Below are 25,666 nucleotides of genomic sequence, written 5' to 3' on the forward strand. Positions count from 1 at the left end.
CTTGTTGTTTGCACATTATGTGCGTTGCCGCTGCAATCAACGAATGGCGGCGGCTCTCCATAATTCCTACATAAACCCTGCAATCTGGCGAAAGCTTGCTGCCGTCCAATGGCGAGGATGGAAAGCTGTTTCCGCTTTCTGCAGGTTCCCGGGTGACACCTATAGCTTGAGCCAACTGCGCTGTGATATTTCCCTCCCACGTCTCGCGTCTTCGCATGGGCAGCCTGTGTCTGTGCGCCTTGTCGTTGCTGGCAGGCTGTGCTGCGCCCGAGGCAGTCAGGCTGGACCGGACCACGCCACCGCAGTGGCAGCAGCAGGAGTCGGTTCAGAAGTCGGACTCTGCGGAACTGGCACGCTGGTGGCGTGCCTGGAATGATCCCGCGCTGAATGCGCTGGTGGACGAGGCGCTGTCCCAGAACCTTGATGTAGCCCAATCCGTGCTGCGTCTGCGTCAGCAGCGCTTGCTGGCAGGCACGGCCGATGCGGCTTTCCGCCCCGCGGTCAATACCGGAGCGCGGACCCTGCAGGATATTGCGGCAGTTGACACCTACTTTCATGCCAGCATCGATGTGAGCTGGGATCTGGGCCTGTTTGGCGATTCCGCCGCAGCACGCCGAGCAGGTGCGGCCGGCGTGCTGGACGCGCAAGCCCAGCTGCATGCGGCGCGGGTGGCCCTGGTGGCCGATGTGGTGCATCGCTATCTCGATATCCGGCTGGCCCAGGTGCAGCGCGGTCTCGCCGAAAAGCAGTTGCAGCAGGCACAGCGACAGCTGCAGCTCTTGCAGATCCGGCATGCGCAGAGGCTGGCGGATGCCCAGTCTCTGGAGCAGCAACAGCTGCAGCTGCGCACCGCAGAGTCCCAGCTGTCCACCCTGAACGAAGCCCAGGCGCGTGCTGCCCATGCGCTGGCAGCGCTGCTGGGGCGCGAGCGCGCCGAGCCGCAATGGCTGCAGCCCAGTGGCGATGCCGGGTTGCCCGCAGTGCAGGCACTTGCCGTGCTGCCGGCAGACCTGCTGCGCAATCGCCCCGATATTCAAAGTGCCGAGGCTGCGGTGGAGCAGGCCGCGGCCGAGGTCGGCGTGTCGCGCGCGGCGCTCTATCCGCGGCTGACCCTGACGGGGTCCTTGCTGTATGCCTACAACCTGACGCGCAATCACCGCACGACTTCGGACTCCATCCCCATGGTCGGTCCGCAGATCGATATTCCGCTCTTTGACTGGGGTCGCCGCCGTGCCGTCGCGGACGGCAAGGAGCTGGCGCTGCAGGCCAGCATCAAGGCCTACCGCCAGGCTGTGCTCAACGGTATTGCCGAGGCGGAATCGGCGCTGGCGGCGGTTGCCGCCCAGCAGCAAAGGCAGCAGCAGCTGCAGTCCGAGAGGCAGATCCATGCCGGGCGCGAGAAGGCCCAGGCAGTGCGTCAGCAACTGGGCCTGTCCAGCGAATTTGCGGGTATCGACAACGCCCGCGCCAGCCTGCTCAACCAGAGCGAGCTGGCAACTGCCAGGGCTGCCGAGGCGCTGGCCTATGTGGCGCTCTACAAGGCCGTGGGTGCTGCGCCCATCGATGCCGCGGTCTCCGAGGTCCAGCCATGATTGCCCTGGCGCGCAAGACGCTGATCTATGAGTGGAGGCGCTTTGTCCCCTCGGTGTTCGCCGTGGGCTTTTCGGGCGTTCTGCTGGCCATGCAGGCCGCCCTGGTGCTGGGCATCTTCGGCTCTGCAGCGATCTACGTGACGGCTTCTTCAGCCGATCTCTGGGTGGGCTATCCGGGTACGCAAAGCGTGAACTTCGGGCGCAATATCGGCAGCGATGTGGAGATGCGCCTGCGCATGGACCCCGATGTCGCGGCCGTTGAGTCCTATGTCTGGGTCGATGGCGACTGGCGTGCGCGCGCCGGCGCCCAGGGCGCGACCGGAGGTGGCGTCTCGGTCTATCTCTCGGGCGTCAGCACTGCGGACAACTCCATGATGTTCACCAAGGTGCTCGCCTCCTGGCAGCGACAGCTGCTGCGCGAGCCCGGTGCCGTGATTGTGGACAGGGCGGACCTGGGGACTCTGGGTGTGCAGGAAGGCAGCACGGCCTGGATCAACAACCATGCGGTCAAGATCGTGGCTGCCGTCGACGGCCTGCGCGGGCTGGGCGGCGTCAACGTGATCGCCTCGCTCAGCACGGCTCGCGAAATTGCAGAAACCAGTGCCGAGCATGGCAGCACCTATTTCGTGGCGCGTCTCAAGCAAGGAGCCAAGGCAAGCGAGGCCGAGGCGAGATTGAGCCGGTCCAGCAGCAGCTTCGGCCCGTACGAGGTCTGGACGGCGGATGCCTTTGCGCGCCGCTCTCAGCGTTACTGGATGCTCGATACCGGCGCCGGTGCCGGCGTGCTCTTCATGGCCGTCATCGTCTGCCTGGTGGGCGCCATCGTGACCAGCCAGTCGCTCAAGGCGGTGGTGGCAGGATCCGCCCGCGAGTATGCGGTGCTCAATGCCCTGGGCGTGAGCCGAGCGGCCTTGGGCCGCGTGGTGGTCGAGCAGGCCTGCTGGATTGGCGGTCTGGGCTTCGTGCTGGCGGCATTGGCCAGCGCGGTGCTGCTCAGCATTGCAGCAGCCTATCGCGTCCCTGTGGCCCTCAACCTGTCCGCAGTACTCGCCTGCGGCTTTCTGTTGGCCGTGCTGTCGCTGCTGTCGGGTCTGGGCGCCATGCGCAGCCTGCTGCGTGCCGACCCTGCAACCCTGTTGCGTTAAGGCCTGAAACATGCAAGCCGAGACCATGGAACGCGTCAAAACACCTGCTGCAGCCAAGGAGGCGGTGCCCAGCCTCGAGGCCGTGCGCCTCGACAAATCCTTTGTGTCGGGCATCGTCCAGGTGCATGTGCTGCAGGGGCTGTCCGTCAGCCTCTATGCGGGGGAGCTGAGCCTGATTTCCGGCCCGTCGGGCTGCGGCAAAAGTACGCTGCTGTCGCTGATGTCGGGACTGCAAAAGCCCGATGCCGGCCATGCGCTGGCACTGGGCGAGGACCTGGCCAGGCTCGGCACGGCGGCGCTGGAGAAATTTCGTCTGCGCCATACGGGCTTCGTCTTCCAGGGCTTCAATCTGTTTCCGGCCCTGACGGCACTGGAGCAGGTGCAGCTGCCACTGGGCTATATGGGCCTCAGAAGCGCCGAGACATTGCGCCGCGCCAAGGAGGCGCTCGATGAAGTGGGGCTCTCGCACCGCAGTCATATGCGCCCGGCCCAGCTGTCGGGCGGCGAGAAGCAGCGTGTGGCCATCGCACGTGCCATGGCCAAGCAGCCCCGTCTGCTGTTCGCCGACGAGCCCACCAGTGCGCTGGATGCCGAGAGCGGCCAGCGCGTCATTGACTTGCTGCACCGCGCAGCGCGCACGCACGGCACCACGGTGCTCTGCGTCAGCCATGACCCGCGTCTGGTGCGCCACGCCGATCGTGTGCTGGGCATGGAAGATGGCGCCATTCGCAGCGACTGGCGCCAGAACAGCCCCATCAAGGAATAAACATGAACCCAAGCCCATTTCGTCTCAGCATTGCGTCGGGCGCGCCGCTGCTGGCGGCGGCCGTGCTGATGCTGGGCGGTTGCTCTCCGTCTCAGGACGCGGCCTCCGTGGTCACACCGGCTGCAGCCCAGACCAAGCCTCAAAGCCAGGTAGCGGTTGCGAGAGGCAAGATCGACGTCGAAGGCGGTCTGCTCGATCTTTCGTCGGCCGCAGCCGGCGTGGTGCAGCAATTGCTGGTCAAGGAAGGTCAGAGCCTGCAGAAAGGCCAGCTGGTGCTGCGTCTCGCGGACGATGCGGCGCGTGCCGATCTGGCGGTAGCGGAGTCCGAGCTGCAGCTGGCACAGACCAAACTCAAGACGCGCCAGGATCGCCTGCCCGCGCTCAAGGTCACGCTGACGCGCTGGCAGGCTGCCGCCAAACAGGGCGCGGCGGATCTGCAGAGCGTTGACGAAGCCGTGCAGGCCCTGCGCGACGCACAGTCCGAAGTGGATATTGCGGCTGCGGAAGTCGCGGTCGCCAGGCGCAAGGCCGAGCAGCTGCGGGCCCTGCTGCAGCGCCACGAGCTGCGTGCGCCCGAGGCCGCGGTCGTGGTGCGCCTGCTGGCCCAGGGCGGCAGCATGCTGCAAAGCGGCAGCCCAGTGGCGGTGCTGCTGCCCAAGCGGCCCCTGATCGTGCGGGCCGAAGTCAACGAAAGCTATGTGACGGCGATTCGCGAAGGCATGAAAGCCCAGGTAGTCGTTGACGCAGACGGCAGCGCTGCCCGCCAGGAGTTTCCCGCGGCGACCGTGTTGCGCATCAGTCCCGTCTACGGCACGGCCCGGCTGCAGGACGACGCGCAGCGGGGCCCGGTAAGAGTTGTGGAATGCGTGCTGGCATTTGACCAGCCGCCCGTCAATGTCAAGGTCGGTCAGAACGTGAGGGTCAGTTTCCATGAATAAGCGCATTCAGATTTTCCCGTCGCCTGCAGGTACAGCTTCGACCGGCTGGATGGTGCAAAGCGATTTCGACGGCACCATCAGCCTGCTGGACGTGACCGATACCCTGCTCAACCGCTTTGGCAAGCCGGGCTGGCAGGAGCTGGAAGACGCCTGGGAACGTGGCGAGATCGGCTCGCGCGAATGCATGAAGGGTCAGGTGGCCCTGCTGGACATGAGCGAGGCAGAGCTGTGCAGCCATCTGGACGGCATAGCGATCGACGAGCACTTTGCCGGCTTCGTGGCCGAGGCCAGACTGCATGGCATCAAGGTGCAGGTCGTCAGCGACGGCATCGACTATGCGATTCGCCATGTGCTCGCCCGCCATGGCCTCGGGGATCTGGAAGTCATCGCCAATCATCTGGTGCAGACGGGCGAGCGCAGCTGGCGACTGGATTCGCCCTGGGCCAGCAATCGCTGCACGCGGGCCAGCGGCAACTGCAAGTGCGAGCGCCTTGCCGAGCAGCAGGCGGTGCACGGGCGGGTGCTCTATATCGGCGACAGCACGTCGGACTTCTGCGTTTCCGGCAAGGCGGATTTCGTGCTGGCCAAGTACAAGCTCATCGACTATTGCGAGAGCCAGGGGATTGCCCATGCGCGCTTCGAGCATTTTGCGCAGGCCACCCAGTTGCTGGAGCAGGTCCTGCTCGGCATGGAGCAGACTGCATGAATGCCGCCGATGGATTGGGGCTGCTGCAGCAGCCGGATTGGCAGCAGCTGTGCGTGACGCCGCATGAGTTCGTCATGCCCGGCGAAGGCCGCAATGCCCGCACGGGCGTGCTGCTGATTCATGGCCTGACCGGCACGCCGGCCGAGATGCGCCTGCTCGCCAAAGGTCTGAACAAGCAGGGCTTCACGGTCTACGGGGTGCAGCTGGCAGGACATTGCGGCAGCATGGAAGACCTGGTGGCCGCGCGCTGGACGGACTGGCTGGCAGGTGTGGAGTCGGGTCTGCAGCGCTTTTCGCTGCATGTGGACCATGTGGTGGTCGGCGGTCTGTCCATGGGGGCGCTGCTGTCGCTGGCCGTGGCCGAGCGCCATCCCGACAAGGTGGCCGGCGTCTGTGCGCTGTCCACCACCTTCCGCTATGACGGCTGGAGCATTCCGGCCTATACCAGGCTGGCGTTCCTGCTGCCGCTGTTCCGCCTGCTGGGCATCGGTCGCAACAGCGTCTTCATGGAGGCGCCGCCATACGGCATCAAGGACGAGGCCTTGCGCGCGCGCGTGGTCGAGCAGATGAACAGCGGCGACAGCTCTGCCGCGGGTCTGCCCGGCAATCCCTGGTGGAGCGTCATCGAGCTGCGCGCCCTGTCTGCGAATGTGCAGACCCGACTGGCGCAGCTGCGCTCGCCCTGTCTGGTCATTCATGCCCGGGAAGACGATATTTCCTCGGTCAGCAATGCCCACGATATCCAGCGCGGCGCGGTCAACGCCCATGTCGACCTGGTGCTGCTGGACAATTGCTATCACATGATCACCATCGACCGCGAGCGCCGCACCGTGATTGCCAAGCTCAACGAATTCATCGCGCGTATTGCCAGCTCGGCGGCGCCTGCCAGGGGGGCGAATGGGTAGTGATCTCTCGCCCCTGGTGGTGACGCTGTGGATACTCAATGTGCTGGTGGACAGTGGCGGGCAGCTGGCTTTCAAGGCCGCGGCCAGTGAGCCCGGGCATCGCAATGGCACGCAGCGTTGGCGCTTCATGCTGGCCAGGCCCTGGCTGTGGGTGGGCATTGCCTGCTACATCGCAGAGTTTCTGGTCTGGCTGGCGTTTCTGTCGCTGGTGTCGCTGTCGGACGGGGTGCTGCTGGGCTCGATCAACATCGTTGCCATCATGATTCTGGGCCGGGTGCTGTTTCGTGAAAAGCTCGCGCCCATGCGCGTGGCCGGCATCGTGCTGGTGTCCATAGGCGTGGCCATCGTTGGATTGCATTGAGGGCCGTCGGCTATGAAGCGTTTTTACATTGTCGGCTTTCTGGTTCTCATGGCCTTTGACACGCTGGCACAGCTCAGCTTCAAGCAGGCCGGTGATTCCGCATTGCCGCTCGAGTTCTCGACCGGCTGGCTGCTGCGCGTGTTCAGCCAGCCCTGGATCTACGGTGCCTTCGTGGGCTACATCGGGGCCTTTTTCACCTGGATGAGCCTGCTCAAGCACGCTCCCATCGGCCCGGCATTCGCCGCCTCGCATCTGGAGATCATCTCGGTGCTGGCGATCTCGTACTGGCTGTTCAACGAGCCCATTGGCTGGTCGCAGATCATTGGCTGTCTGTTCATCGTGGCCGGCATCATGTGCCTGGCCGTGAGCGAGAAGCCAGAGGCCGAGCAGGCCGCCTGAGATGCGTCAGCCCACCGTGCCGCCAACGGCCGGCCTGCCACTGCAGCTCGGCGATCTCTGGCCCTCGGGGGCAGGCAGCCTGGCAGCGCAGCTGGCCGCGTGGCTGGGCGTGGAGGCGGTGCAGCTCGAATGCTCGGGCACCTCGGCCCTGATGGTGGCTCTGCGCAGTCTGCAGGCCCTCAGTCCGGGGCGCAGCGAGGTCGTTGCACCGGCCTATACCTGTCCGCTGGTGGCGCTGGCGATTGCGCAGTGCGGGCTGCAGCTGCGCCTGTGCGATCTGCGCGCCGATGCGCTGGACATGGACCCGGTCTGCCTGCAGCGCCTGTGCAGCGACCGGACACTGGCCGTGCTGCCAACCCACCTGTGCGGGCGTGTGGCCGATGTGGATGCCGCCCTGCGATGCGCGCGTGCCGTGGGTGCCTATGTGATCGAGGATGCGGCCCAGGCGCTGGGCGCACGCAGCGACGCAGCTTCGGTGGGCCTCAAAGGCGACATCGGCTTCTTCAGCCTGGCCGTCGGCAAGGGGCTGAGCACTTTTGAAGGCGGCGTGCTGATGGCACGCGAGCCCTCCATGCGTGCCGCGCTGCACGCCGCCGGCGCCGCCACGCGCTTCAGCCCGTGGTGGGAGCTGCGCCGCAGCATCGAGCTGCTGGGCTACGCCATGCTCTACCGGCCCTCCGGGCTGCGCATGGCCTATGGCAAGCCGTTGGAGAAATCACTGTCCCGCGGTGATTGGGTGGAGGCCGCAGGCGATGACTTCGACGACCTCATTCCTCAGCACCGTCTGGGGCGCTGGCGCCAGAGCGTGGGCACGAAGGCATTGCGGCGGCTGGCAGCATTTCAGCAACAGACCTCCGAGCAGGCCGGCCTGCGCATCGCCCGGTTGCAGGCCTGCGGGCTGGAAGTCGTGCAGGATGCCGTTCCCGGGGCGCAGGGCGTGTGGCCGGTCATCCTGCTGCGCATGCCCAGCCAGCAGGCCAGAGATGCCGTGCTGCGCGCGCACTGGGGTCGTGGCTGGGGTCTGTCCCTGCCCTTTGTCCACGTGCTGCCCGACTATGGCCGCTACGACCATGTGCTGGGTGCTGCGCGGGGCGACACTGTCGACCAGGCGCGTGACTGGGCGCAGCGCCTGCTGGCCATCAGCAACAGCCCGTGGCTGGATGAGGCACGGTTTGCCCTACTGGCGGGCCACCTCCGGTCCATGGTTCAGCATGCCTGATGCTCATGAAGCGATAGCTTCTTGCGCTTGAGATAAAAAGATTTCAAGCCTTTTTGATGTTGAAATCGATACGAGTCAAGCGGTAGATGCTTTGATTTTTGCGGCGCCCGCCATGGCTGGCGCGATCAGGCCCAGGGCCGCCTCCCGGCTTTTGAGTGTCCCTTCGCGCTGGTGCACATAGTCGCGCGTCAGCGGCACAGCATCCTGCCTGCGTGCCAGCTGAACCTGGAAGATGGCAATGTCCTGGTAGCGGAACGCGGTTTCCGACATGGACAGATAGAACTCCCACATGCGGCAGAAGCGCTCGTCATACAGGGCTGCGGCTTCGGCGCGGCGGGCCATGAAACGCTCGCGCCACAGGCGCAGGGTCTGGGCATAGTGCAGGCGCAGCACCTCGATATCGCAGATCACCAGGCCCGCGCGCTCGATGGCCGGCGTGAACTCCGACATCGACGGAATATGGCCGCCGGGAAAGATGTAGCGCTCTATCCAGGGATTGTTGAAGTCGGGCACATCGCTGTTGCCGATGAAGTGCAGCAGCATCACGCCGTCCTCGCTGAGCAGCTCATGGCATTTGCGGAAGAAGGCGTCGTGGAATCTCGTGCCCACATGCTCGAACATGCCGACAGAGACGATGCGCTCGAACGGCCCATGTGCCTCGCGATTCATGTCGCGGTAGTCTTGCAGCCGGTACTCCAGCCGCTCGCCATGGATGGACTGCGAGGCCCTGGACCGCGCGCCGGCCAGTTGCTCCGTGGACAGCGTGATGCCGGTGACATGGCCGGCGCCGGCCACCTCGGCCAGATAGCGCGAGAGACCGCCCCAGCCGCAGCCGATGTCGAGCACGCGCTGGCCCGGCTCGATCAGCAGCTTGGCGGCGATATGGCGCTTCTTGGCCAGCTGTGCCGTTTCCAGGTCTTCGTTGCCCTGCTCGAAATAGGCGCAGGAGTATTGGCGCTCGCTGTCGAGAAACAGCTGATAGAGCCGGTCGTCCAGATCGTAGTGATGTGCCACGTTGGCGCGTGATTTGCCGCGCAGATTGTTCTGCAGCAAGGGCCGCAGCTTCATGCGCCAGGCATCGAGCATGCGCACCGTGGCGCTGACGGGTACCTGTCTGGCACCGCGCAGCACCAGCTCCAGCACGTCGTAGACCGTGCCTTGCTCGACCAGCAGGCGCTGCTGCATGAACAGCTCGCCAAAGTTGAGGTCGGGGTCGCGCAGCAGCGCAAGGACGGCGCGTCTGTCGGCAAAGCGCAGGCGCGCCTGAGGCTGGCCGCCGTCGCCGAAGATCAGCGCCTTTCCTGAAGGAGTGATGACTTCGAGCCGTCCCGTGGTGACCAGAGGTGCAAATGCCTGTTGCAGCAATTTTTCGGTCAACCGATCCAGCATGTCAGCTCCTTGAAGCGAAGTGTTGAAAAGTGGTCGGTGAAATCGCTCTAACTCGTGCTGCTGAGCGCTATGCGCTGTATCAGCCGCTGGTTCAATGCATGTTGCCCGGCCTGCCAGCCGGCCAGCGTCGCAGCGTCAATCTGTGTGTCTTGGCCGTCGCCCGCGCTCATCAGTCGTTTCCACCAGGTGCCATAGTGCCATGACGACACGTCGCCCGTGATGTCACTTCCCGCGATCTGTCCGCGCAGCGCATCGATCAGCTGCACGGCCTGCTCTTGCAGCATCCGGCCCTGGTCCCAGTTGGTGCGCACGACTTCGGCGGCGAACACATCCTTGTCTATGCTCAGATACGTGTCCTGCGGCCAGTCATGCAGATGGCTGGACAGTGCCTGTACCAGCTGCGAGATCTCGGCAAAGCTGCGAAACGCCTTGCCCGCGCCCACGCGCCTGGCCCAGCCGGTGTCCACGCCGCAGCTCCAGTAGGTGAGCTTGCCGGCGCGCAGCGGCCGCAGATAGTTTTCCCAGGCGTGGGCCGAGCCTATGTCCTGCGAGGTAATGCCTGCCACATGGACCTGCGACACGGCGGGGTGCATGGCCACGCGCCGCACCCAGGAGCCACAGTGCACGCCCCAGGGAAAGCGCATATTGTCGGGGTGGTTGTCCAGCACCACCACGCGCAGCGGATGCTTGGCACTGAAGGCCTTCTGGGCGATGCAGCGCTCGATCAGCGGCCAGCTCAGATGGTGAAAGTCGCCGCTGCCCATGAGCACGGTGCCGTGCTGCGCGGGCAGCTGCTCCTGCATGGCCTGGCTGAAGCGCCTGAAGCTGCGCAGGCCGCAGCCAAAGCGCACCAGCTCCTGCCACTGGGCAAGCGCAAGGCGTTTTTCCTGGGCCAGCGGGCCTACCGATCCATCGATATCCAGCACCACAGGTGTTTGTTGCATCATGGCTTGTCACTCCACTGGCGATCGCTTTCAAACAGACGGGAGAAGCGTCGCCCCAACGCGCGCAGCACGGGGTTGCGGATGAAGACCAGATGCTGCGTCATGGTGAAGCTGGCGCCGAGCTGGGCCTTGACTTCCGGATCGGTCCAGCCTGCCACATAGTGGAAAAGACCCCGTTCGAGTGCGTACTCGAGATTGACCATCCAGCTCACGAAATAGAGATTCGCCTCACGCGCTGCCGGGTAGGACAGGCCTATGTATTTGTCGATCAGCCTGCCGTCATGCTCGAAGCACAGGTTCCAGCCCAGCAGCGCACCACTGATCCGATCCCGATACTCGAACACCATGCCGCCGTTGTCCGCATCGCGCAGCAGGCCGGCCAGGAAGGCGCGCGAGAGCTTGTCGAAATGGATCTCGCTTTGCGCATACACCGCTTCGAACAAGGTGTAGTACGCGTCGATGCGGCTCTCGCCGGCAAAGGCAGCGCCGGTCGGCAGGCGACGAATGTCAAGCCCGGCGCGGCTCTTTAGCTTGCGCTTGAGGCTGCTGCGGCGGTTCTTGGACAAGCCGGCCAGATACTCATCCGTGCTGGCAAAGTCCAGCGGCACATAGGCCAGCGCCTGGCCTTCCAGGGCCACAAAGCCCCGCTCGGTCAGCGCTTGGGACAAGGCCTGGGCAAAGTCATTGTCGCTGGCGCTCAGCAGCGGCGATGCCTGCGGCAGATCCTTGACGATGGTGAGCAGGGTCCGGCCCGCAACGGCACGCAGCTGCCTGGCCAGCGTGGCGGCATCGGAATCGCGGGGCAGCGGCACATACTCGCTGACCGTGCTGCCGACGAAGTCCGTTTTCAGCCTGAGCCTGGAACTCAGCCAGCGCCCGCCGGGCAACGACAGAAGACGCGCCTTGAGCGCGTCATCTGCGGTGGTCAGCAGATCGAAGGGGGCGGTGAATGCTGGCGCCGGCCAGTCCTGCAGCAAGGCAAAGCCTTCTGGAGGATGGTTGGTGAACTGCTGCAGCAAGCCACTGGGTTCGAGCTGGTTGCGGAAATTTTCCGTCGCCATTTCGCCTTTTGTAGTCGGTTTTGATGGCGCCTGAGCGTGTCTGCAGCGCAGAAAACTGGCACAACCCAAGCAAGAGACAGCGAGGCTGTCGTCCCCCTCCCGAAGAGAGAGGGGGAAGCGGCGGGGCCGCCTAGGCAAAGCCGCTCAGGGGGTTACGCCTTTTTAGCCTTGGTCAGCAACTGATCCAGCAGCACCATGGCTTCGTCGATCTCGCTGCGCGAAATCATCAGCGACGGCGCGAAGGTGATCACGTTCTTGTAGTAGCCGCCCACGTCCAGCACCAGGCCGCGCTTCTGGCCCTGGTATTCCAGGCCGCCTTCGAGGCCGATGTCCACCATCTTGTCCAGCAGCGCCTTGTTGGGCGTGAAGCCGTCTTCGGTGCAGATCTCGGCACGCAGCGCCAGGCCCAGGCCGTCCACATCGCCGATTTCCTTGTGGCGCTTCTGCAGCTCCTTGAGGCCTTCGAGGAAGTAGGCACCCGATTCGCGCACCTGACGACCGAAGTCCATCTCGTGGGTCATCTTCATGACTTCCAGGCCCAGGGCCGTACCCAGCGGGTTGGAGGCAAAGGTGGAATGGGTGGAGCCGGGCGGGAACACCGTGGGGTTGATCAGCTCTTCGCGAGCCCACAGGCCGGACAGCGCATTCAGACCATTGGTCAGGGCCTTGGCAAACACCAGTACATCGGGCTGGATGCCGAAGTTTTCCACCGACCACAGCTTGCCGGTACGCCAGAAGCCCATCTGGATTTCATCGACCACCAGCAGTACCCCGTGGTCGTCCAGCACCTTCTTCAGGCCGGTAAAGAAGTTGGCAGGCGGGATCACGTAACCACCGGTGCCCTGAATGGGCTCGATGTAGAAGGCTGCGTATTCGCACTGGTTGGTCTTGGGGTCCCAGACCGCGTGGTATTCGTTTTCGAACTTGCGACGGAAGTCGGCCACGATGGATTCCGCGTACTCCTCTGCCGTCATGCCCTTGGGGCGGCGGAAGGGGTAGGGGAAGGGGATGAACTGTGCTCGGTCGCTGAAGTGGCCGAAGCGGCGGCGATAGCGGTAGCTGGAGGTGATCGAGGAGGCGCCCAGCGTACGGCCGTGATAGCCGCCTTCGAACGCGAACATCAGGCTCTTGCCGCCGCTGGCGTTGCGCACGACCTTCAGCGAGTCCTCGATGGCTTGCGCGCCGCCCACGTTGAAGTGCACGCGGCCGTCATGGCCCCATTTGCGCTTGGCGTCTTCGGCGATGAACTTGGCCAGTTCGATCTTGGTGGGGTGCAGATACTGGCTGGCCACCTGGGGCAGCTCCTGCAGCTGTTCGATCATCTTGGCTTCAAGACGCTTGTTCTTGTAGCCGAAGTTGACGGCCGAATACCACATCTGCAGATCGAGGTAGGACGTGCCGGCATCGTCGTACATATAGCTGCCTTCGCAGCCCGTGAAGATCTTCGGAGGATTGACGTAGTGGACGGTGTCGCCAAACGAGCAGTATTTGGCTTCGTCAGCCAGCAATTGGGCAGTATTGATCACAGCAGAAAGCGCTCCGCAAAAATGGATTCGGTCAACGGTATGCGGCAGCAGTGTGCGTTTGCAATATTTCCGGGCTGTCGAGCATTTGTGTGGGAATTGTGGAGAGGTTCCTATTGCCGGCTTCCTGCGGCATCAGGGACTTGAAACCGGCATAGCAGCTCTCCCGCTGCGGTTTCTGCAGGCCCAAGACCCCGGGGCCGAGTCGCCACCGGCTGGCCAGGTTGCGCGGAGGCCGCTGTGGCGGGCCGATCAGCCCAGGGCCACCACGCGCAGCACCTCGGCTCCATAGGCATCGAGCTTCTTGGCGCCCATGCCGCTGACGCCCTGCAGCTCCTGCAGGCTCTGGGGATTGAGTTCGGCGATCGATGCCAGCGTGGCGTCGTGGAAGATCACATAGGCCGGCAGATTGTGAGACTTGGCCACTTCGGCGCGCCAGGCCTTGAGGTTGATGAAGCGAACCTGTGCATCGGGGCCCAGATTGACCGCAGCCGCATTGGCGGCGGACTTCTTGCTCTGCTTCTTGCTGCGTGAAGCGGCCACGGCCTCGCGCAGCTGCACCTGTATCTCGCCCTTGAGCACGGCACGCGAGCCTGCGGCCAGACACAAGGTGTCAAACACATGGCCGCTGTTTTCGCTCACTACCTTGTGCAGGCCCAGGGCCCCCGTGGCCAGCAACTGGCGCATCACGGCGCGCAGCTGCGGCTCCGAATAATCCTTGCCGATGCCGAAGGTGGACACCTTGTCGTGCCCGTACTGGGTGACCTTGTCCGTCTCCTTGCCACGCAGCACGTCCATGATGTGGCCCGCGCCATAGGTCAGGCCGCTGGCCTCGTGCACGCGGAAGATGGTGGAAAGCAGCTTGCGCGCCGCATCGGTGCCGTCCCAGAGCGCCGGCGGCTCCAGGCAGTTGTCGCAGTTGCCGCAATGGGTGCGGGCAACGGCCTGCAATGGCTTGCCGTCCAGGCTGGGCTCCTGTCCATACTGCTCGCCAAAATAGGCCAGCAGGCGCACACGGCGGCAGTCCGTGGCCTCGGCCAGACCGAGCAGGGCATCGAGCTTGCCGCGCATCACCTGCTTGAACTGTTCCTCGGCCGGGCTTTCGTCGATCATGCGGCGCTGGTTGACCACGTCGCTGAGGCCGTAGGCCATCCAGGCATCGGCGGGCAGGCCGTCGCGGCCCGCACGGCCGGTTTCCTGGTAGTAGCCCTCGATGTTCTTGGGCATGTCCACATGGGCCACAAAGCGCACATCGGGCTTGTTGATGCCCATGCCGAAGGCAATCGTCGCCACCATGACCACGCCGTCCTCGCGCAGGAAGCGGTCCTGGTGGTTCTGACGCATGTCCTGGGGCAGGCCGGCGTGATAGGGCAGGGCATTGATGCCGTTCTGCACCAGGGTCTGGGCCAGTTCCTCGACACGCTTGCGCGACTGGCAATAGACCACGCCGGCTTCGCCCTCGTGCTCGCGTTCGATAAAGCGCAGCAGCTGGTTGCTGACATCCTTTTTCTCGGCGATCCGGTAGCGGATGTTCGGGCGGTCGAAACTGCTGATGAAATGCTGGGCCGCTTCCAGCTGCAGGCGCTCGATGATGTCGGCGCGCGTCAGCGCATCGGCAGTGGCCGTCAGCGCGATGCGCGGCACATCGGCATAGCGCTGGTGCAGCACGCTCAGCGCGCGGTATTCGGGGCGGAAATCGTGTCCCCACTGGCTCACGCAATGCGCCTCATCGATGGCGAACAGCGACAGCTTGCCCTGGGCGTGAAGGTCGTCGAGCAGACCCAGAAAACGTGGCGTGTTCAGCCGTTCGGGCGCGGCGTAGAGCAGGGTGATGTCGCCGCTTTGCAGGCGCAGCTCCACCTCCTGCGTCTCGTCGTAGCTCAGGGTGGAGTTCAGATAGGCGGCGCTGATGCCAGCCTCATGCAGTGCGCCGACCTGGTCGTGCATGAGCGCGATCAGCGGCGAGACCACGATCGTCACGCCATGGCCGAGCTGCTGGCGCGCAATGGCCGGAACCTGGTAGCACAGCGATTTGCCGCCGCCCGTGGGCATGAGCACCAGCGCATCGCCACCGTTGATGACATGCGAGACGATGGCCTGTTGGGGGCCACGGAATTGCTCGTAGCCAAAAACGGCTTGCAGAATGGATTGCGCGGAAGACACCGGGTACTCTTGAATCGATAGCTGGTAGCGCTTGCTGTATATGGGTTTGAGGTGGATTTGACCTCAGATGCAAGCATCAGGACTGGCCCTATTGTGCGCCGCGACCCGACGCGCTGCCCGGGCCGGGTTATGCGCAATCAGCCAGCCTGCCCCATGGTGGAGGGTGAAAAATGCGCATCCAGCTCGTAGAGATCGGCGGGATAGGTCAGGCGCACAAAGGTGATGGGCAGCTGCCCGGTCCAGGTGCGGCGGTCGATCACCAGGCAGGGAAAGCCGGGCTTGATCTCCAGCAGGCCGGCGGTTTCCTCGCTGGCTGCCTCGGCGCGTATGCGGTGTTCGGCCGAGCTCCAGGGCACATGGTTGACCATCCAGGAGCTGGGGCTGTGTTCGGTGAACGGCTCGTGCTCGGCATCCGGCACGGATTCGAGGTTGATCAGGCGGTCTTCGATGCAGAACGGCCGGGATCCCGCCATGTGCAGGCACAGCACATGGACGATGGAGGCCGGGCGGACCATGCGCATGGCCTCCATGTCCTCGCGCGTGCTGCGCCGCTGCGTGCGGCCGAGCAGCCTGCTCGAATACTCCTGCCCCATGCCCAGCACCACTTGGCGTAGATCTGGAATCTCCAGCACGGCAGAGCTGGTTTGTGGGCGCGTCACAAAGCTTCCGGCCTTGCGCTTGCGCACCAGCAGACCGGCTTCCGCCAGCTTGTTCAGCACCTTGCTCACCGTCATGCGCGAGCATTGGTAATGGACGGTCAGCTCCATCTCCGACGGGATGCGATAGCCGGGCGGCCAGCGGCCACTGAGAATGTTCTGTTCAATCTCGGTGAGAATTTTCCCGTGCAGCGACATGGAAGAGTGTTTGTCCATGGAGTGGATTACACCAGCAAATCCGGCCGGGTGCCGCTGCGCCTTTCTAAGCGTTCAATACGGAGCGCGCGATGATGGTGCGCTGAATCTCGGAAGAGCCTTCGTAGATGCGCAGGATGCGGGCGTCGCGCACATAGCGCTCCAGCGGCATCTCACGGGTATAGCCGTAGCCGCCATGGATCTGCAGCGCCTCGTCGGTCACGAAGCTCACCATCTCCGAGGCGAACAGCTTGGCCATGGCCGACTGCTGGGTGAAGGGCTGCCCCTGCTGGCGCAGTGCCAGGGCCTGCATGGTCAGGCCCCAGGCAGCTTCCAGGCGCAGCTTCATGTCGGCAAGCTTGAACTGTATGCCCTGCTTGCTGGCGATCGGTTCGCCGCCCACCATGCGCTGGTTGGCCCAGCCGGCCGCCGCCTTGAGCGCGGCCTCGGCGATGCCCAGAGAGGTCGCCGCCACGTCCAGGCGGCTGTTGTCCAGCACTTTCATGGCGGTCTTGAAGCCGGTGCCCTCGGCGCCGAGGCGATTGGCCGCCGGGACGCGTACGCCGTCCAGCGAAACTTCAAAAGCATGGCCGCCGCGGATGCCCATGAGTTTTTCGGGCGACGATATCTGTATGCCGGGCAGATCGCGCGGCACGATGAAGGCACTGACTCCGCGTGCCGCAGCCTCCGCATCGGTCTTGGCGAAGACGACCATGAAGCGGGCCTCTGCCGCATTCGAGATGAAGTGCTTGACGCCCGTGATCAGATAGTCGTCGCCGTCGCGCACGGCCCGGGTGCGCATGTCTGCAGGGTGAGAGCCGCCACGCGGCTCGGTCAGCGCGAAGGCCGCCAGCCATTCCCCGCTGGCGCAGCGCGGCAGCCATTGCTCGCGCTGCGCCTCGTCACCGCCGATGAGAACGGCATCCGTTCCCAGGTAGTGGGCACCGATCATGGACGAGGTCGCTGCACAGGCGCGCGAGATGGCGACCAGCGACATCAGCATGGCGGTGGGGGTGACGCCCGGCCCGCCGAAGCGCTCCGGCAGATTCATGCCCATCACGCCCAGCGCGGAAAGGCCGGGCACATGGCGCGTGGCGGAAAAGGCTTCCTCGTCCATGGCCTGGGCCAAGGGCGCCAGGGTTTCTTCAGCAAAGCGTGCAACGGCATCGGCAACGGCCTGATCTTCTTCGGTCGCGCCCAGACGGATCAATGACATGGCGGTCTCTCCTTGTTTTCTTGCTATCAAAATCAACCCAGGGCGCCTGCTTCGCGCAAGGCGGCAATGGCGTCCGTGCTGCGGCCCAGCCAGCTTTGCAGCAGCAGCTCCGTGTGCTCGCCCAGGGCCGGTGCGCGTTGCGCACGATTGGGCAGTGCGCCGCTGAAGTGCACGGGCTGTGTCGGCAGCTGCAGGCCCGGAAGGCGTTCGTCCTCGACCTCGCAGAGCAGGCCACGCGAGCGGATCTGCTCGGAATTCAGGGCTTGCTCGATATTCCAGATGGGGGCTGCGGGAACGCCTGCGCTCTCCAGCCGCGCGACCACATCGGCGACATCGTGCTGCGTGCTCCAGCCCTCCAGCGCGGCGCGCAAGGCGGGCTCGTTGGCCGAGCGGGCTTCGTCGCTGGCAAAGCGCGGATCGCTGGCCAGCTCGGGCAGGTCCATGGCGGCTGCGGTGGCGTCAAACAGCTTCTTGTTGAGCACGGCCAGGGCGTAATGGCCGTCACGTGCCCTGTAGACGCCGAACGGCGCCGAGAGCGGATGCCGATTGCCCACACGCCGCGCAGGCTGGCCGGTGAACAGATAGCGCGACATCGATGTCGCCAGAAAGCTCAGCGTGGTGTCGAACATGGCGACATCGACATGCTGGCCGACTCCGGTTCTCTGCGCCTGCAGCAGGGCTGCCAGTGTCGCCCAGGAGGCAAACAGGCCGGCAACCACATCGCTGACCGCCTCGCCGACCAGGGTGGGCGCACCTTGAGGCTCGCCGGTGGCCTCCATCAGGCCGCTCATGGCCTGAACAATGATGTCGTAGGCCGGCCGATGGGCCAGCGGGCCGGTCTGGCCGAAGCCCGAGACGCTGACATACACCAGCCGGGGATTGAGGGCACGCAGCGTTTCGGGGCCGATGCCCAGGCGCTCGGCCACGCCAGGCCTGAAGTTCTCGACCACCACGTCGACCTGGCGGGCCAGCTCATGCACCACGGCGACCGCGTCCGCATGCTTGAGGTCCAGCACCAGGCTTTGCTTGTTGCGATTCATGACCGTGAACAAGGCGCTTTGCCCGTTCTTCATGGGACCGATGGCGCGGTAGTCGTCGCCCTGGGGCGGCTCCACCTTCACGACTTGCGCGCCCAGATCGGCCAGCAAGGCCGTGGACATGGGGCCCGCCAGAACCCGGGTGAAGTCCAGGATTCGGATGCCGTCCAGCGGACGGGAGGCAGATTTTTCGGTGGATTCAGGCATGGGATTCCCGCTGTTGATCTGAAGCGATGTCTGCATGCTGCCCAAGATATGAATCAATGGAAAATATTCATTTCCCATTCATTGGATTCAAAAAATTGATTCAGATAAATCTGCGACAGCTCGAGTACTTCGTGGCTGCGGCACGCCACTGCAGCACGGCCAGGGCGGCGCTGGCCATCAATGTTTCACAGCCCTCCATCTCCAAGGCGATTGCCGACCTCGAAGCCCAATGGGGCGAGAAGCTGTTTGTGCGCAAACATGCCGTCGGGCTGGACCTGACCGCGGCAGGGCTGGCCAGAAGCCGGGAGGCCCTGAGCCTGCTGGAGGCTGCGCAACGGCTTCAGGAGCCACGCAAGCAGGCGGTTTCCGGCACGCTGAGGCTGGGCTTTCTGAGCACGCTGGGCGCGCTGTGGATTCCGCAGTTGCTCACCCAGATGCAAAAGCGCCACCCGTCCATCGACATCGAGCTGATCGAAGGGGACATCGCCTCCCTGACGCGGCAAGTGGAGCGCGGGGAGATCCATGCCGCACTGCAATATGACCTGGGCCTGGCCCGCCCTCTGCTGACCATGCACCCGGTTGCCGCATTGCCGCCCTATGCCTTGTTGCCTGCCAGGCATGCCCTGTCTGCGGCGCCCAGCGTGAGCCTGGCGGAGCTGGCCCAGTCGCCGTTGCTGCTGATTAACCTGCCGCAGAGCCGCGAATACTTTCTCTCGCTGTTTCGGGAAGCGGGCGTGGTTCCCACGGTGAACTATGAACTGGCGTCGATAGAGCTTGTCCGCTCCATGGTCGCCAACGGGCATGGCGTCAGCGTTCTGACCACGCGGCCGGTGGTCGACCGAACCCACGACGGCAAGCGGCTGGTCTGCAAAAGAATCAAGGGCCGCGTCGCCAAGCAGGCCGTGGTGCTGTCGGCGCCCAGGAGCAATGCCTCGGCGCTGATTGCACCATTTCTGACCGTGGCAAAAAGCGTGATTGCACCCGACTAGCGCAACGCGGGTGCTGTTTTGGTGCGCTCCCCAGGAGCCGGCGGAGGCGGCCCGTGGACGAGCGAGTTGGCACATAGCTTGCTCTTGTGGATTGTTGATGCATGTCTATACAGCTGTGAAATCCGGTAACTATGGCGCTCGGGTAAGCCTGTATATACATGTTCAATCAGCAACCGCAAACTTCGCTGTCTGCACTGTCGTGCAAGGCTTGAAGTCCGCATCAACAACCGAACTGCTCTGGCATCGACCGAGGAGAGTCCCATGAAATCGACACGTCGCGTTCCCATCTGGCAACTGGCATTAGCCGCAACCGTTCTGGCGTCTGCTGCACAACATGCAGCGGCTCAGGAGACCAAGATCGTCCTGGGCATGTCGGGATGGACAGGCTTCGCGCCGCTGACGCTGGCGGACAAGGCCGGGATCTTCAAGAAGAACGGTCTCAATGTCGAAATCAAGATGATTCCCCAGAAGGACCGGCATCTGGCGCTGGCCTCGGGTGCCGTTCAATGTGCCGCCACCACCGTGGAGACGCATGTGGCCTGGAACACCAATGGCGTGCCCATCGTGCAGATCTTCCAGATGGACAAGTCCTATGGTGCAGATGGCATTGCCGTGCGCAACGACGTCAAGAACTTTGCCGATCTGAAAGGCAAGACCGTCGCCGTCAGCGCGCCGGGCACGGCTCCCTACTTCGGTCTGGCCTGGATGCTGAACAAGAACGGCATGACCATGAAGGACATCAAGACCGTGTCGCTGGAGCCCCAGCCTGCGGCCCAGGCCTTTGTCTCCGGGCAGAACGATGCGGCCATGACCTATGAGCCCTATCTCTCCACGGTGCGCGCCAACCCCAGCGCCGGCAAGATTCTGGCCACCACCATCGACTACCCGATGGTGATGGATACCGTGGGCTGCGACCCCAAGTGGCTCAAGGCCAACACGGCAGCCGCCAAGGCGCTGACCCAGTCCTATTTCGATGCCATCGCCATGATCAACTCCGACAAGGAAAAGAGCTACGAAATCATGGGCGCAGCCGTCAAGCAAAGCGGCGAGCAGTTCGGCAAGTCGGCAGCCTTTCTGAAATGGTCGGACAAAGAGGCCAACCAGAAGTTCTTTGCCAGCGATCTGCTGCCTTTCATGAAGGAGTCTGCCGCCATCCTCAAGGAAGCCGGCGTGATTCGCAGCATTCCTGAGAACTACGGCGTCATGTACGACGCCAGCTTCATCAAGTAAGCGCAAAGAGGTTGCACATGGAAGCGGTATCACCTTCTATCAAGTCTGCATCACCCGCATCGGTTCAGGTGGCATCGCCTTCCGTGAGGCCGGCTCGCCGGCGCTATATGGCCCCTCTGGAGCCTGTCAGCCCCAAGGCCAAATGGCTGCTGGGCACGGGCTTCTTCCTGCTGTTCCTGCTGATCTGGTCGGCCGTCACCTTTGGCGGACTGGTCTCGCCGACCTTTCTCGCCAGCCCGCTGACGATGCTGCGCGAAGGCATTCTGCTGTTCACGGAGTTCGACTTTCATCATGACATCGGCATGACCGTATGGCGCGTCATGGGCGGCTTCATCCTGGCCAGCATCGTGGCCGTGCCGCTGGGCATTGCCATGGGGGCCTGGAAGCCCGTGGAGGCGTTCTTCGAGCCTTTTGTCTCGTTCTGCCGCTACCTGCCCGCCTCGGCCTTTATTCCGCTGCTGATCCTCTGGGCCGGCGTGGGCGAGGCCCAGAAGCTGCTGGTCATCTTCATCGGCTCGGTGTTCCAGATCACCCTCATGGTGGCCGTGACCGTGGGCGGTGCGCGCAAGGATCTGGTGGAGGCCGCCTACACCCTGGGCGCCAGCAATACCGGCATCGTCAAGCGGGTGCTGATTCCCGGTGCTGCTCCTGGCATCGCGGAAACCCTGCGACTGGTTCTGGGCTGGGCCTGGACCTATGTGATCGTTGCCGAGCTGATCGGCTCGTCCTCGGGCATCGGGCACATGATCACCGACAGTCAGGCGCTGCTCAATACCGGACAGATCATCTTCGGCATCATCATCATCGGGCTCATCGGTCTGGTGTCGGATTTCATCTTCAAAACCCTCAACCGTCGCATGTTCGAATGGAGTTCCCTGTGATGAACCAGCTGTCCATTCAAGGCGTTTCGCGCACCTTCACCAGCCACAAAGGCGTCAGCACCCAGGCGCTGCTGCCGGTGGATTTCGAGGTCCGGGAGAACGATTTCGTGACCATTCTCGGGCCCTCCGGCTGCGGAAAATCGACGATGCTGCGCATTGTTGCGGGTCTGGATTTCCCGACGACGGGGCAGGTGCTGCTGGACGGGAAGCTGGTGCAGGAGCCCGGCGCCGACCGCGGCATGGTGTTTCAGAGCTATACCCTGTTCCCCTGGCTGACCGTGGCGCAGAACATTCGCTTCGGGCTGCGCGAGAAAGGCGTGAGCGAAGCCGTCCAGAAAGAGCGCAGCGACTACTTCATTGCCAAGGTGGGCCTGCGCGGGTTCGAGAATCACTATCCCAAGCAGCTGTCGGGCGGCATGCAGCAACGCACGGCGATCGCGCGCGCGCTGGCCAACGACCCCAAGATCCTGCTCATGGACGAGCCCTTCGGTGCGCTGGACAACCAGACCCGGGTGCTGATGCAGGAGTTGCTGCTGGGCATCTGGGAGGCCGAGCGCAAGACGGTTATGTTCGTGACCCACGATATCGATGAGGCCATCTTCATGGCCAATCGCGTGGCCGTGTTCAGTGCGCGTCCGGGCCGCATCAAGGCAGACATCCCGGTCCATCTGCCGCACCCTCGGCATTACACCGTCAAGACCTCGCCCGAGTTCATGGAGCTCAAGGCCCGGTTGACGGAAGAGATTCGCGCCGAGTCACTGGCTGCGGCTGTTCACTGAGGCCTGCATCATGAATGTCCGAGATCCTGCCCAGCGCAAAACGGCTCCTGCAGCCCAGATGCCGCTCGCGTTGTATCAGCAGGTCAAGGACCATGTGCTGCGCAAGATCGGCGACGGCTCGCTGGCGGCCGGTGCGCGCGTGCCTTCCGAGCAGGAGCTGGTCAACGAGTTCGGCGTGGCGCGCATGACGGTGAACCGTGCCCTGCGCGAGCTGGCCGAGCAGGGCGTGATCGTGCGTGTGGCGGGGGTCGGCTCCTTCGTGGCCGAAGAAAAGCCGCAATCGACCCTGCTGCGCATTGCCAATATCGGTGAAGAGATCACCCAGCGCGGCCACGATCATCGCTTCGAGCTGCTCGATATGCGCCGCGAGTCCGCCTCGCCCGAAGTCGCTGCGGCGCTGGATCTCGCGGTCGGCGCCTCGGTCTTTCACCTGCACGGCGTGCACTTCGAAAACGAGCTGCCGGTCCAGATCGAAGACCGCTATGTGAACCCGCGCCTGGTCCCTGACTTCATGGACCAGGATTTCTCTGCCGTGCAGCCCTCGGTCTATCTGGTGCGCAATGTGCAGTACGACCAGATCGAACATGTGGTCGATGCGATCTTGCCGACGGCCGAACAGGCCCGGCTGCTGCAGATGGCTATCGACCAGCCTTGCCTGATGCTCACGCGCCGTACCTGGCTGCGCGGCGTCCCGATCACCTGGGTGCATTGCGTGCATCCAGGCATGCGCTACCGACTCGGTAGCCGTTTCCGAACCGATTCAGTGCACGGCGGCTGATCCCGGCCAGGCCCTTGAATCCCTCAGTACGTTTTTGTTTCTCTTGACTGTATAGACAGGTATAGCCATGAACACTACCACCACCCAAGAGCTCTCGAACTCCGAACTGGAACTGCATCCCGGCGAGCTCACGCTGGCTCAGCTGCGCCGCATTCAGGACGGCGGCGTGCAGCTCAGCATGGCGCAGGCTGCCTATGGCGCCATGCGCAAGGCCGAGGCACATGTGCAGCACATCGTCGATGAAGACCAGGTGGTCTACGGCATCAACACCGGTTTCGGCAAACTGGCTTCGACCAAGATCGCGCATGAGCGTCTGGCCGAGCTGCAGCGCAATCTGGTGCTTTCGCACAGCGTGGGCACGGGTGACCCGCTGCCGGATCATGTGGTGCGCCTGGTGCTTGCCACCAAGGCCGTGAGTCTGGCCCGCGGGCATTCGGGAGCCCGCACGGCGCTGGTGGACGCGCTGCTGGCTCTGGCCAATGCCGATGTCCTGCCCGTGATTCCCTCCAAGGGTTCGGTGGGCGCTTCGGGCGATCTGGCGCCGCTGTCGCACCTGGCCTGCGTGCTGATCGGCGAGGGGCAGGCCAAGGTGGACGGCAAGATCGTCTCCGGCCGTGAAGCCATGAAACATATCGGCCTGGAGCCCTTTGTGCTGGGCCCCAAGGAAGGGCTGGCATTGCTCAATGGAACCCAGGTCTCCACCTCGCTGGCGCTGGCGGGTCTGTTCCAGGCCGAAAGCGTGCTGGCCGCAGGCCTGGTGGCCGGTTGCCTGACGCTGGAAGCCATACAGGGCTCCATCAAGCCCTTCGATGCGCGCATTCATGAGGCCAGAGGCCAGCAGGGGCAGATTGCCGTGGCCGCCGCCGTGCGTGGCCTGCTGGATGGCAGTGCCATCGACCCCTCGCATCCCAATTGCGGACGCGTGCAGGATCCCTATTCCATCCGCTGCGTGCCGCAGGTCATGGGCGCCTGCCTGGACAACCTCAGCCATGCTGCACGCGTGCTGGTCATAGAGGCCAATGCCGCCTCGGACAATCCGCTGGTGTTCGACAACGGCGACGTGATTTCGGGCGGCAACTTCCATGCCGAACCCGTGGCCTTTGCGGCCGACATCCTGGCGCTGGCGATCGCTGAAATCGGCGCCATCTCCGAACGTCGCATGGCCTTGCTGCTGGACACCGGACTGTCGCGCCTGCCGGCCTTCCTGATCGAGGACAGCGGCGTCAACTCGGGCTTCATGATTGCGCAGGTCACGGCGGCCGCCCTGGCGGCCGAAAACCAGTGCCTGGCGCACCCGAGCAGCGTGACCAGCCTGCCTACGTCGGCCAACCAGGAAGACCATGTCTCCATGGCCACCTATGGTGCGCGTCGCCTGGCCGACATGGCCAGGAACACGGCGGTGATCGTGGGCGTCGAGGCCATGGCCGCAGTCCAGGGCATGGACTTTGACCGCCGACTCAAGAGCTCGCCGCTGATCGAGGAGCAGTACGCGCTGATCCGCAGTCAGGTGCCCTATCTGGACAAGGACCGCTACCTGGCGCCCGATATCGAAATCATGCGACTGTGGGCGCTGGAAACCGCCTGGCCCGAGGTGTTGCAGAACATTCTGCCAAGCACGGAGCGCTAAAACTGCTGCCTACAACCCACATCGCAAAAATCGCCGGTGCCGCAGGCCAGGGGTGCCAAGCAAGAGCCTCAGCCGGCCGCGCCACCTCGCAGCGAGGGCGCCGTCCCCTTGGGGGAAAGCGGCGCAGCCGCTCAGGGGGATCAAAAATTTCCTGCGAACTGGTAGCGCGATGCCGGGTGCCACAAGGCCGAAACCGAGGCCACCTGGCCCTGGGAGCGGGTTCTGCGGCGCAGCACCAGACAGGGTTCGGTGACCTCCATGCGCAAAAGCTCTGCCACCTCTGGCGTGGGCATGCTCGCTTCGATGGAGAAACTCACGCCCTGCAGCGGAGCCACGCGCACCAGATAGGCATTCGGCGTCTGGCTTGCAAAGTCCTGGCTCAGATAGTCGGGAGCCACGGCCGGGTTCACATAGCGGTCTTCGACCTGGATGGGGACATCGTTTTCGAAGTGCACGACCACGGAGTGAAACAGATGGGGGGCGGCGTTCAGCTCGAACTGGCGCAGCAGGGCGGTGTCGACCTTGCAGCGCTCGAGACGCTGCAGCTCGCCCCGATGGCGGTGGCCGCGAGCCGCAATTTCGTCGGCGATATTGCGCAGCTCGACCAGGGTGGCCTGGTACTTCTGCTGGGCCACGAAAGTGCCCGAGCCCTGGACACGCGTCAGTGTCTTTTCGTCGCTGAGCTCGCGCAAGGCACGGTTGACGGTCATGCGCGCCACATTGAACTGTTTGACCAGCGCAGCCTCGCTGGGAATGGCCTGGCCTTCCTGCCATACGCCACTGTGGATCTGCTGCAGCACATGGTCTTTGATGCGCTGGAACGCAGGTACGGCGGCGGTGGTATCGGTTCGCGACATAGGGTTTGTTTGGATTAGAAAAGCTGTCTAGATGATTGACGTTGGCAGGAGTAAATCACAAAATTCGTATAGACAACTTCATGGAAATTACTGAAAGTTGTTC

The 25,666-nt window shown here is 64.0% G+C and carries 24 protein-coding genes; 15 read left to right on the forward strand and 9 right to left on the reverse strand.

Going from position 1 to position 25,666, the window contains the following annotated elements:
• Window positions 1-215: 215 nt before the first annotated feature.
• From FSY59_RS10370 to FSY59_RS10410, 9 genes are read left to right on the forward strand one after another with little or no spacing between them, the layout of a single operon-like run.
• Window positions 216-1,592 (forward strand): efflux transporter outer membrane subunit, encoded by a 1,377-nt coding sequence (locus FSY59_RS10370; RefSeq protein ID WP_148728915.1) that lies wholly within the window; start codon window positions 216-218, stop codon window positions 1,590-1,592.
• Window positions 1,589-2,737, forward strand: coding sequence for an ABC transporter permease (locus tag FSY59_RS10375; RefSeq protein WP_003059735.1), 1,149 nt, complete (start codon window positions 1,589-1,591; stop codon window positions 2,735-2,737). Before FSY59_RS10370 ends, FSY59_RS10375 begins: the two co-directional genes overlap by 4 nt.
• A gap of 10 nt (window positions 2,738-2,747) precedes the next feature.
• Window positions 2,748-3,503 carry an ABC transporter ATP-binding protein gene (locus FSY59_RS10380; protein ID WP_003059734.1) on the forward strand — a complete coding sequence of 252 codons (756 nt, stop codon included), beginning with the start codon at window positions 2,748-2,750 and terminating at the stop codon, window positions 3,501-3,503.
• A 2-nt stretch (window positions 3,504-3,505) separates the two neighbouring features.
• Window positions 3,506-4,441, forward strand: coding sequence for an HlyD family secretion protein (locus FSY59_RS10385; protein WP_148728916.1), 936 nt, complete (start codon window positions 3,506-3,508; stop codon window positions 4,439-4,441).
• Window positions 4,434-5,147 (forward strand): MtnX-like HAD-IB family phosphatase, encoded by a 714-nt coding sequence (locus tag FSY59_RS10390; protein WP_148728917.1) that lies wholly within the window; start codon window positions 4,434-4,436, stop codon window positions 5,145-5,147. The genes FSY59_RS10385 and FSY59_RS10390 overlap by 8 nt, the downstream gene beginning before the upstream one ends.
• On the forward strand, window positions 5,144-6,052 hold the full coding sequence (locus tag FSY59_RS10395; protein WP_148728918.1) for a carboxylesterase: 909 nt from the start codon (window positions 5,144-5,146) through the stop codon (window positions 6,050-6,052). Before FSY59_RS10390 ends, FSY59_RS10395 begins: the two co-directional genes overlap by 4 nt.
• Entirely contained in the window at window positions 6,045-6,413 is a 369-nt protein-coding gene (locus tag FSY59_RS10400) for an EamA family transporter (RefSeq protein ID WP_148728919.1), read from the forward strand. Before FSY59_RS10395 ends, FSY59_RS10400 begins: the two co-directional genes overlap by 8 nt.
• Before the next feature lie 12 nt (window positions 6,414-6,425).
• Window positions 6,426-6,812 (forward strand): multidrug efflux SMR transporter, encoded by a 387-nt coding sequence (locus FSY59_RS10405; RefSeq protein ID WP_003059725.1) that lies wholly within the window; start codon window positions 6,426-6,428, stop codon window positions 6,810-6,812.
• A gap of 1 nt (window position 6,813) precedes the next feature.
• On the forward strand, window positions 6,814-8,031 hold the full coding sequence (locus FSY59_RS10410; RefSeq protein ID WP_003059724.1) for a DegT/DnrJ/EryC1/StrS family aminotransferase: 1,218 nt from the start codon (window positions 6,814-6,816) through the stop codon (window positions 8,029-8,031).
• A 75-nt stretch (window positions 8,032-8,106) separates the two neighbouring features.
• On the opposite strand, the gene FSY59_RS10415 is transcribed toward FSY59_RS10410, so the two are convergent.
• From FSY59_RS10415 to FSY59_RS10450, 8 genes are all read right to left on the reverse strand, one after another.
• The gene (locus tag FSY59_RS10415; protein WP_050873044.1) at window positions 8,107-9,420 is read right to left on the reverse strand and encodes a cyclopropane-fatty-acyl-phospholipid synthase family protein; all 1,314 of its coding nucleotides are present in this window, start codon (window positions 9,418-9,420) and stop codon (window positions 8,107-8,109) included.
• Between the two features lie 47 nt (window positions 9,421-9,467).
• Window positions 9,468-10,367 (reverse strand): arginase family protein, encoded by a 900-nt coding sequence (locus tag FSY59_RS10420; protein ID WP_148728920.1) that lies wholly within the window; start codon window positions 10,365-10,367, stop codon window positions 9,468-9,470.
• Window positions 10,364-11,425 carry a GNAT family N-acetyltransferase gene (locus FSY59_RS10425; RefSeq protein ID WP_148728921.1) on the reverse strand — a complete coding sequence of 354 codons (1,062 nt, stop codon included), beginning with the start codon at window positions 11,423-11,425 and terminating at the stop codon, window positions 10,364-10,366. The genes FSY59_RS10420 and FSY59_RS10425 overlap by 4 nt, the downstream gene beginning before the upstream one ends.
• Before the next feature lie 152 nt (window positions 11,426-11,577).
• The gene (locus FSY59_RS10430; RefSeq protein WP_003059716.1) at window positions 11,578-12,951 is read right to left on the reverse strand and encodes an aspartate aminotransferase family protein; all 1,374 of its coding nucleotides are present in this window, start codon (window positions 12,949-12,951) and stop codon (window positions 11,578-11,580) included.
• 249 nt (window positions 12,952-13,200) lie between these two features.
• Complete coding sequence (gene recQ / locus FSY59_RS10435; RefSeq protein WP_003059714.1) at window positions 13,201-15,111, reverse strand: DNA helicase RecQ; 1,911 nt, start codon at window positions 15,109-15,111, stop codon at window positions 13,201-13,203.
• A gap of 137 nt (window positions 15,112-15,248) precedes the next feature.
• Window positions 15,249-15,983, reverse strand: coding sequence for a histidine utilization repressor (gene hutC / locus FSY59_RS10440; protein WP_003059711.1), 735 nt, complete (start codon window positions 15,981-15,983; stop codon window positions 15,249-15,251).
• Between the two features lie 46 nt (window positions 15,984-16,029).
• Complete coding sequence (locus tag FSY59_RS10445) at window positions 16,030-17,178, reverse strand: acyl-CoA dehydrogenase family protein (RefSeq protein WP_148728922.1); 1,149 nt, start codon at window positions 17,176-17,178, stop codon at window positions 16,030-16,032.
• 32 nt (window positions 17,179-17,210) lie between these two features.
• Window positions 17,211-18,500, reverse strand: a complete 1,290-nt coding sequence (locus tag FSY59_RS10450; protein WP_187427906.1) for a CaiB/BaiF CoA-transferase family protein — start codon at window positions 18,498-18,500, stop codon at window positions 17,211-17,213.
• Between FSY59_RS10450 and FSY59_RS10455 the strand changes: the two genes are divergently transcribed.
• The 6 genes from FSY59_RS10455 (at window position 18,479) to hutH (ending at window position 24,706) form a co-directional block, all read left to right on the forward strand.
• Window positions 18,479-19,411: a LysR substrate-binding domain-containing protein gene (locus FSY59_RS10455; RefSeq protein WP_148728924.1), complete on the forward strand. Its 933-nt coding sequence runs from the start codon at window positions 18,479-18,481 to the stop codon at window positions 19,409-19,411. The two genes, FSY59_RS10450 and FSY59_RS10455, sit on opposite strands and share 22 nt — an antisense overlap.
• Window positions 19,412-19,672: 261 nt before the next feature.
• The gene (locus tag FSY59_RS10460) at window positions 19,673-20,641 is read left to right on the forward strand and encodes an ABC transporter substrate-binding protein (RefSeq protein WP_003059705.1); all 969 of its coding nucleotides are present in this window, start codon (window positions 19,673-19,675) and stop codon (window positions 20,639-20,641) included.
• A gap of 17 nt (window positions 20,642-20,658) precedes the next feature.
• Window positions 20,659-21,522, forward strand: a complete 864-nt coding sequence (locus FSY59_RS10465; RefSeq protein ID WP_043370475.1) for an ABC transporter permease — start codon at window positions 20,659-20,661, stop codon at window positions 21,520-21,522.
• Entirely contained in the window at window positions 21,522-22,301 is a 780-nt protein-coding gene (locus FSY59_RS10470) for an ABC transporter ATP-binding protein (protein WP_003059701.1), read from the forward strand. Before FSY59_RS10465 ends, FSY59_RS10470 begins: the two co-directional genes overlap by 1 nt.
• Window positions 22,302-22,311: 10 nt before the next feature.
• Window positions 22,312-23,079, forward strand: coding sequence for a histidine utilization repressor (hutC, locus tag FSY59_RS10475; RefSeq protein WP_003059699.1), 768 nt, complete (start codon window positions 22,312-22,314; stop codon window positions 23,077-23,079).
• 67 nt (window positions 23,080-23,146) lie between these two features.
• Window positions 23,147-24,706, forward strand: a complete 1,560-nt coding sequence (gene hutH / locus FSY59_RS10480; protein WP_003059697.1) for a histidine ammonia-lyase — start codon at window positions 23,147-23,149, stop codon at window positions 24,704-24,706.
• A 140-nt stretch (window positions 24,707-24,846) separates the two neighbouring features.
• Here hutH and hutC (FSY59_RS10485) read toward each other — a convergent pair whose 3' ends face one another.
• Window positions 24,847-25,563: a histidine utilization repressor gene (hutC, locus tag FSY59_RS10485; RefSeq protein WP_003059695.1), complete on the reverse strand. Its 717-nt coding sequence runs from the start codon at window positions 25,561-25,563 to the stop codon at window positions 24,847-24,849.
• Window positions 25,564-25,666 lie beyond the last annotated feature (103 nt).

Origin of the sequence: Comamonas sp. Z3 (assembly GCF_008121565.1) — a bacterium.
GTDB lineage: Bacteria > Pseudomonadota > Gammaproteobacteria > Burkholderiales > Burkholderiaceae_C > Comamonas > Comamonas brasiliensis.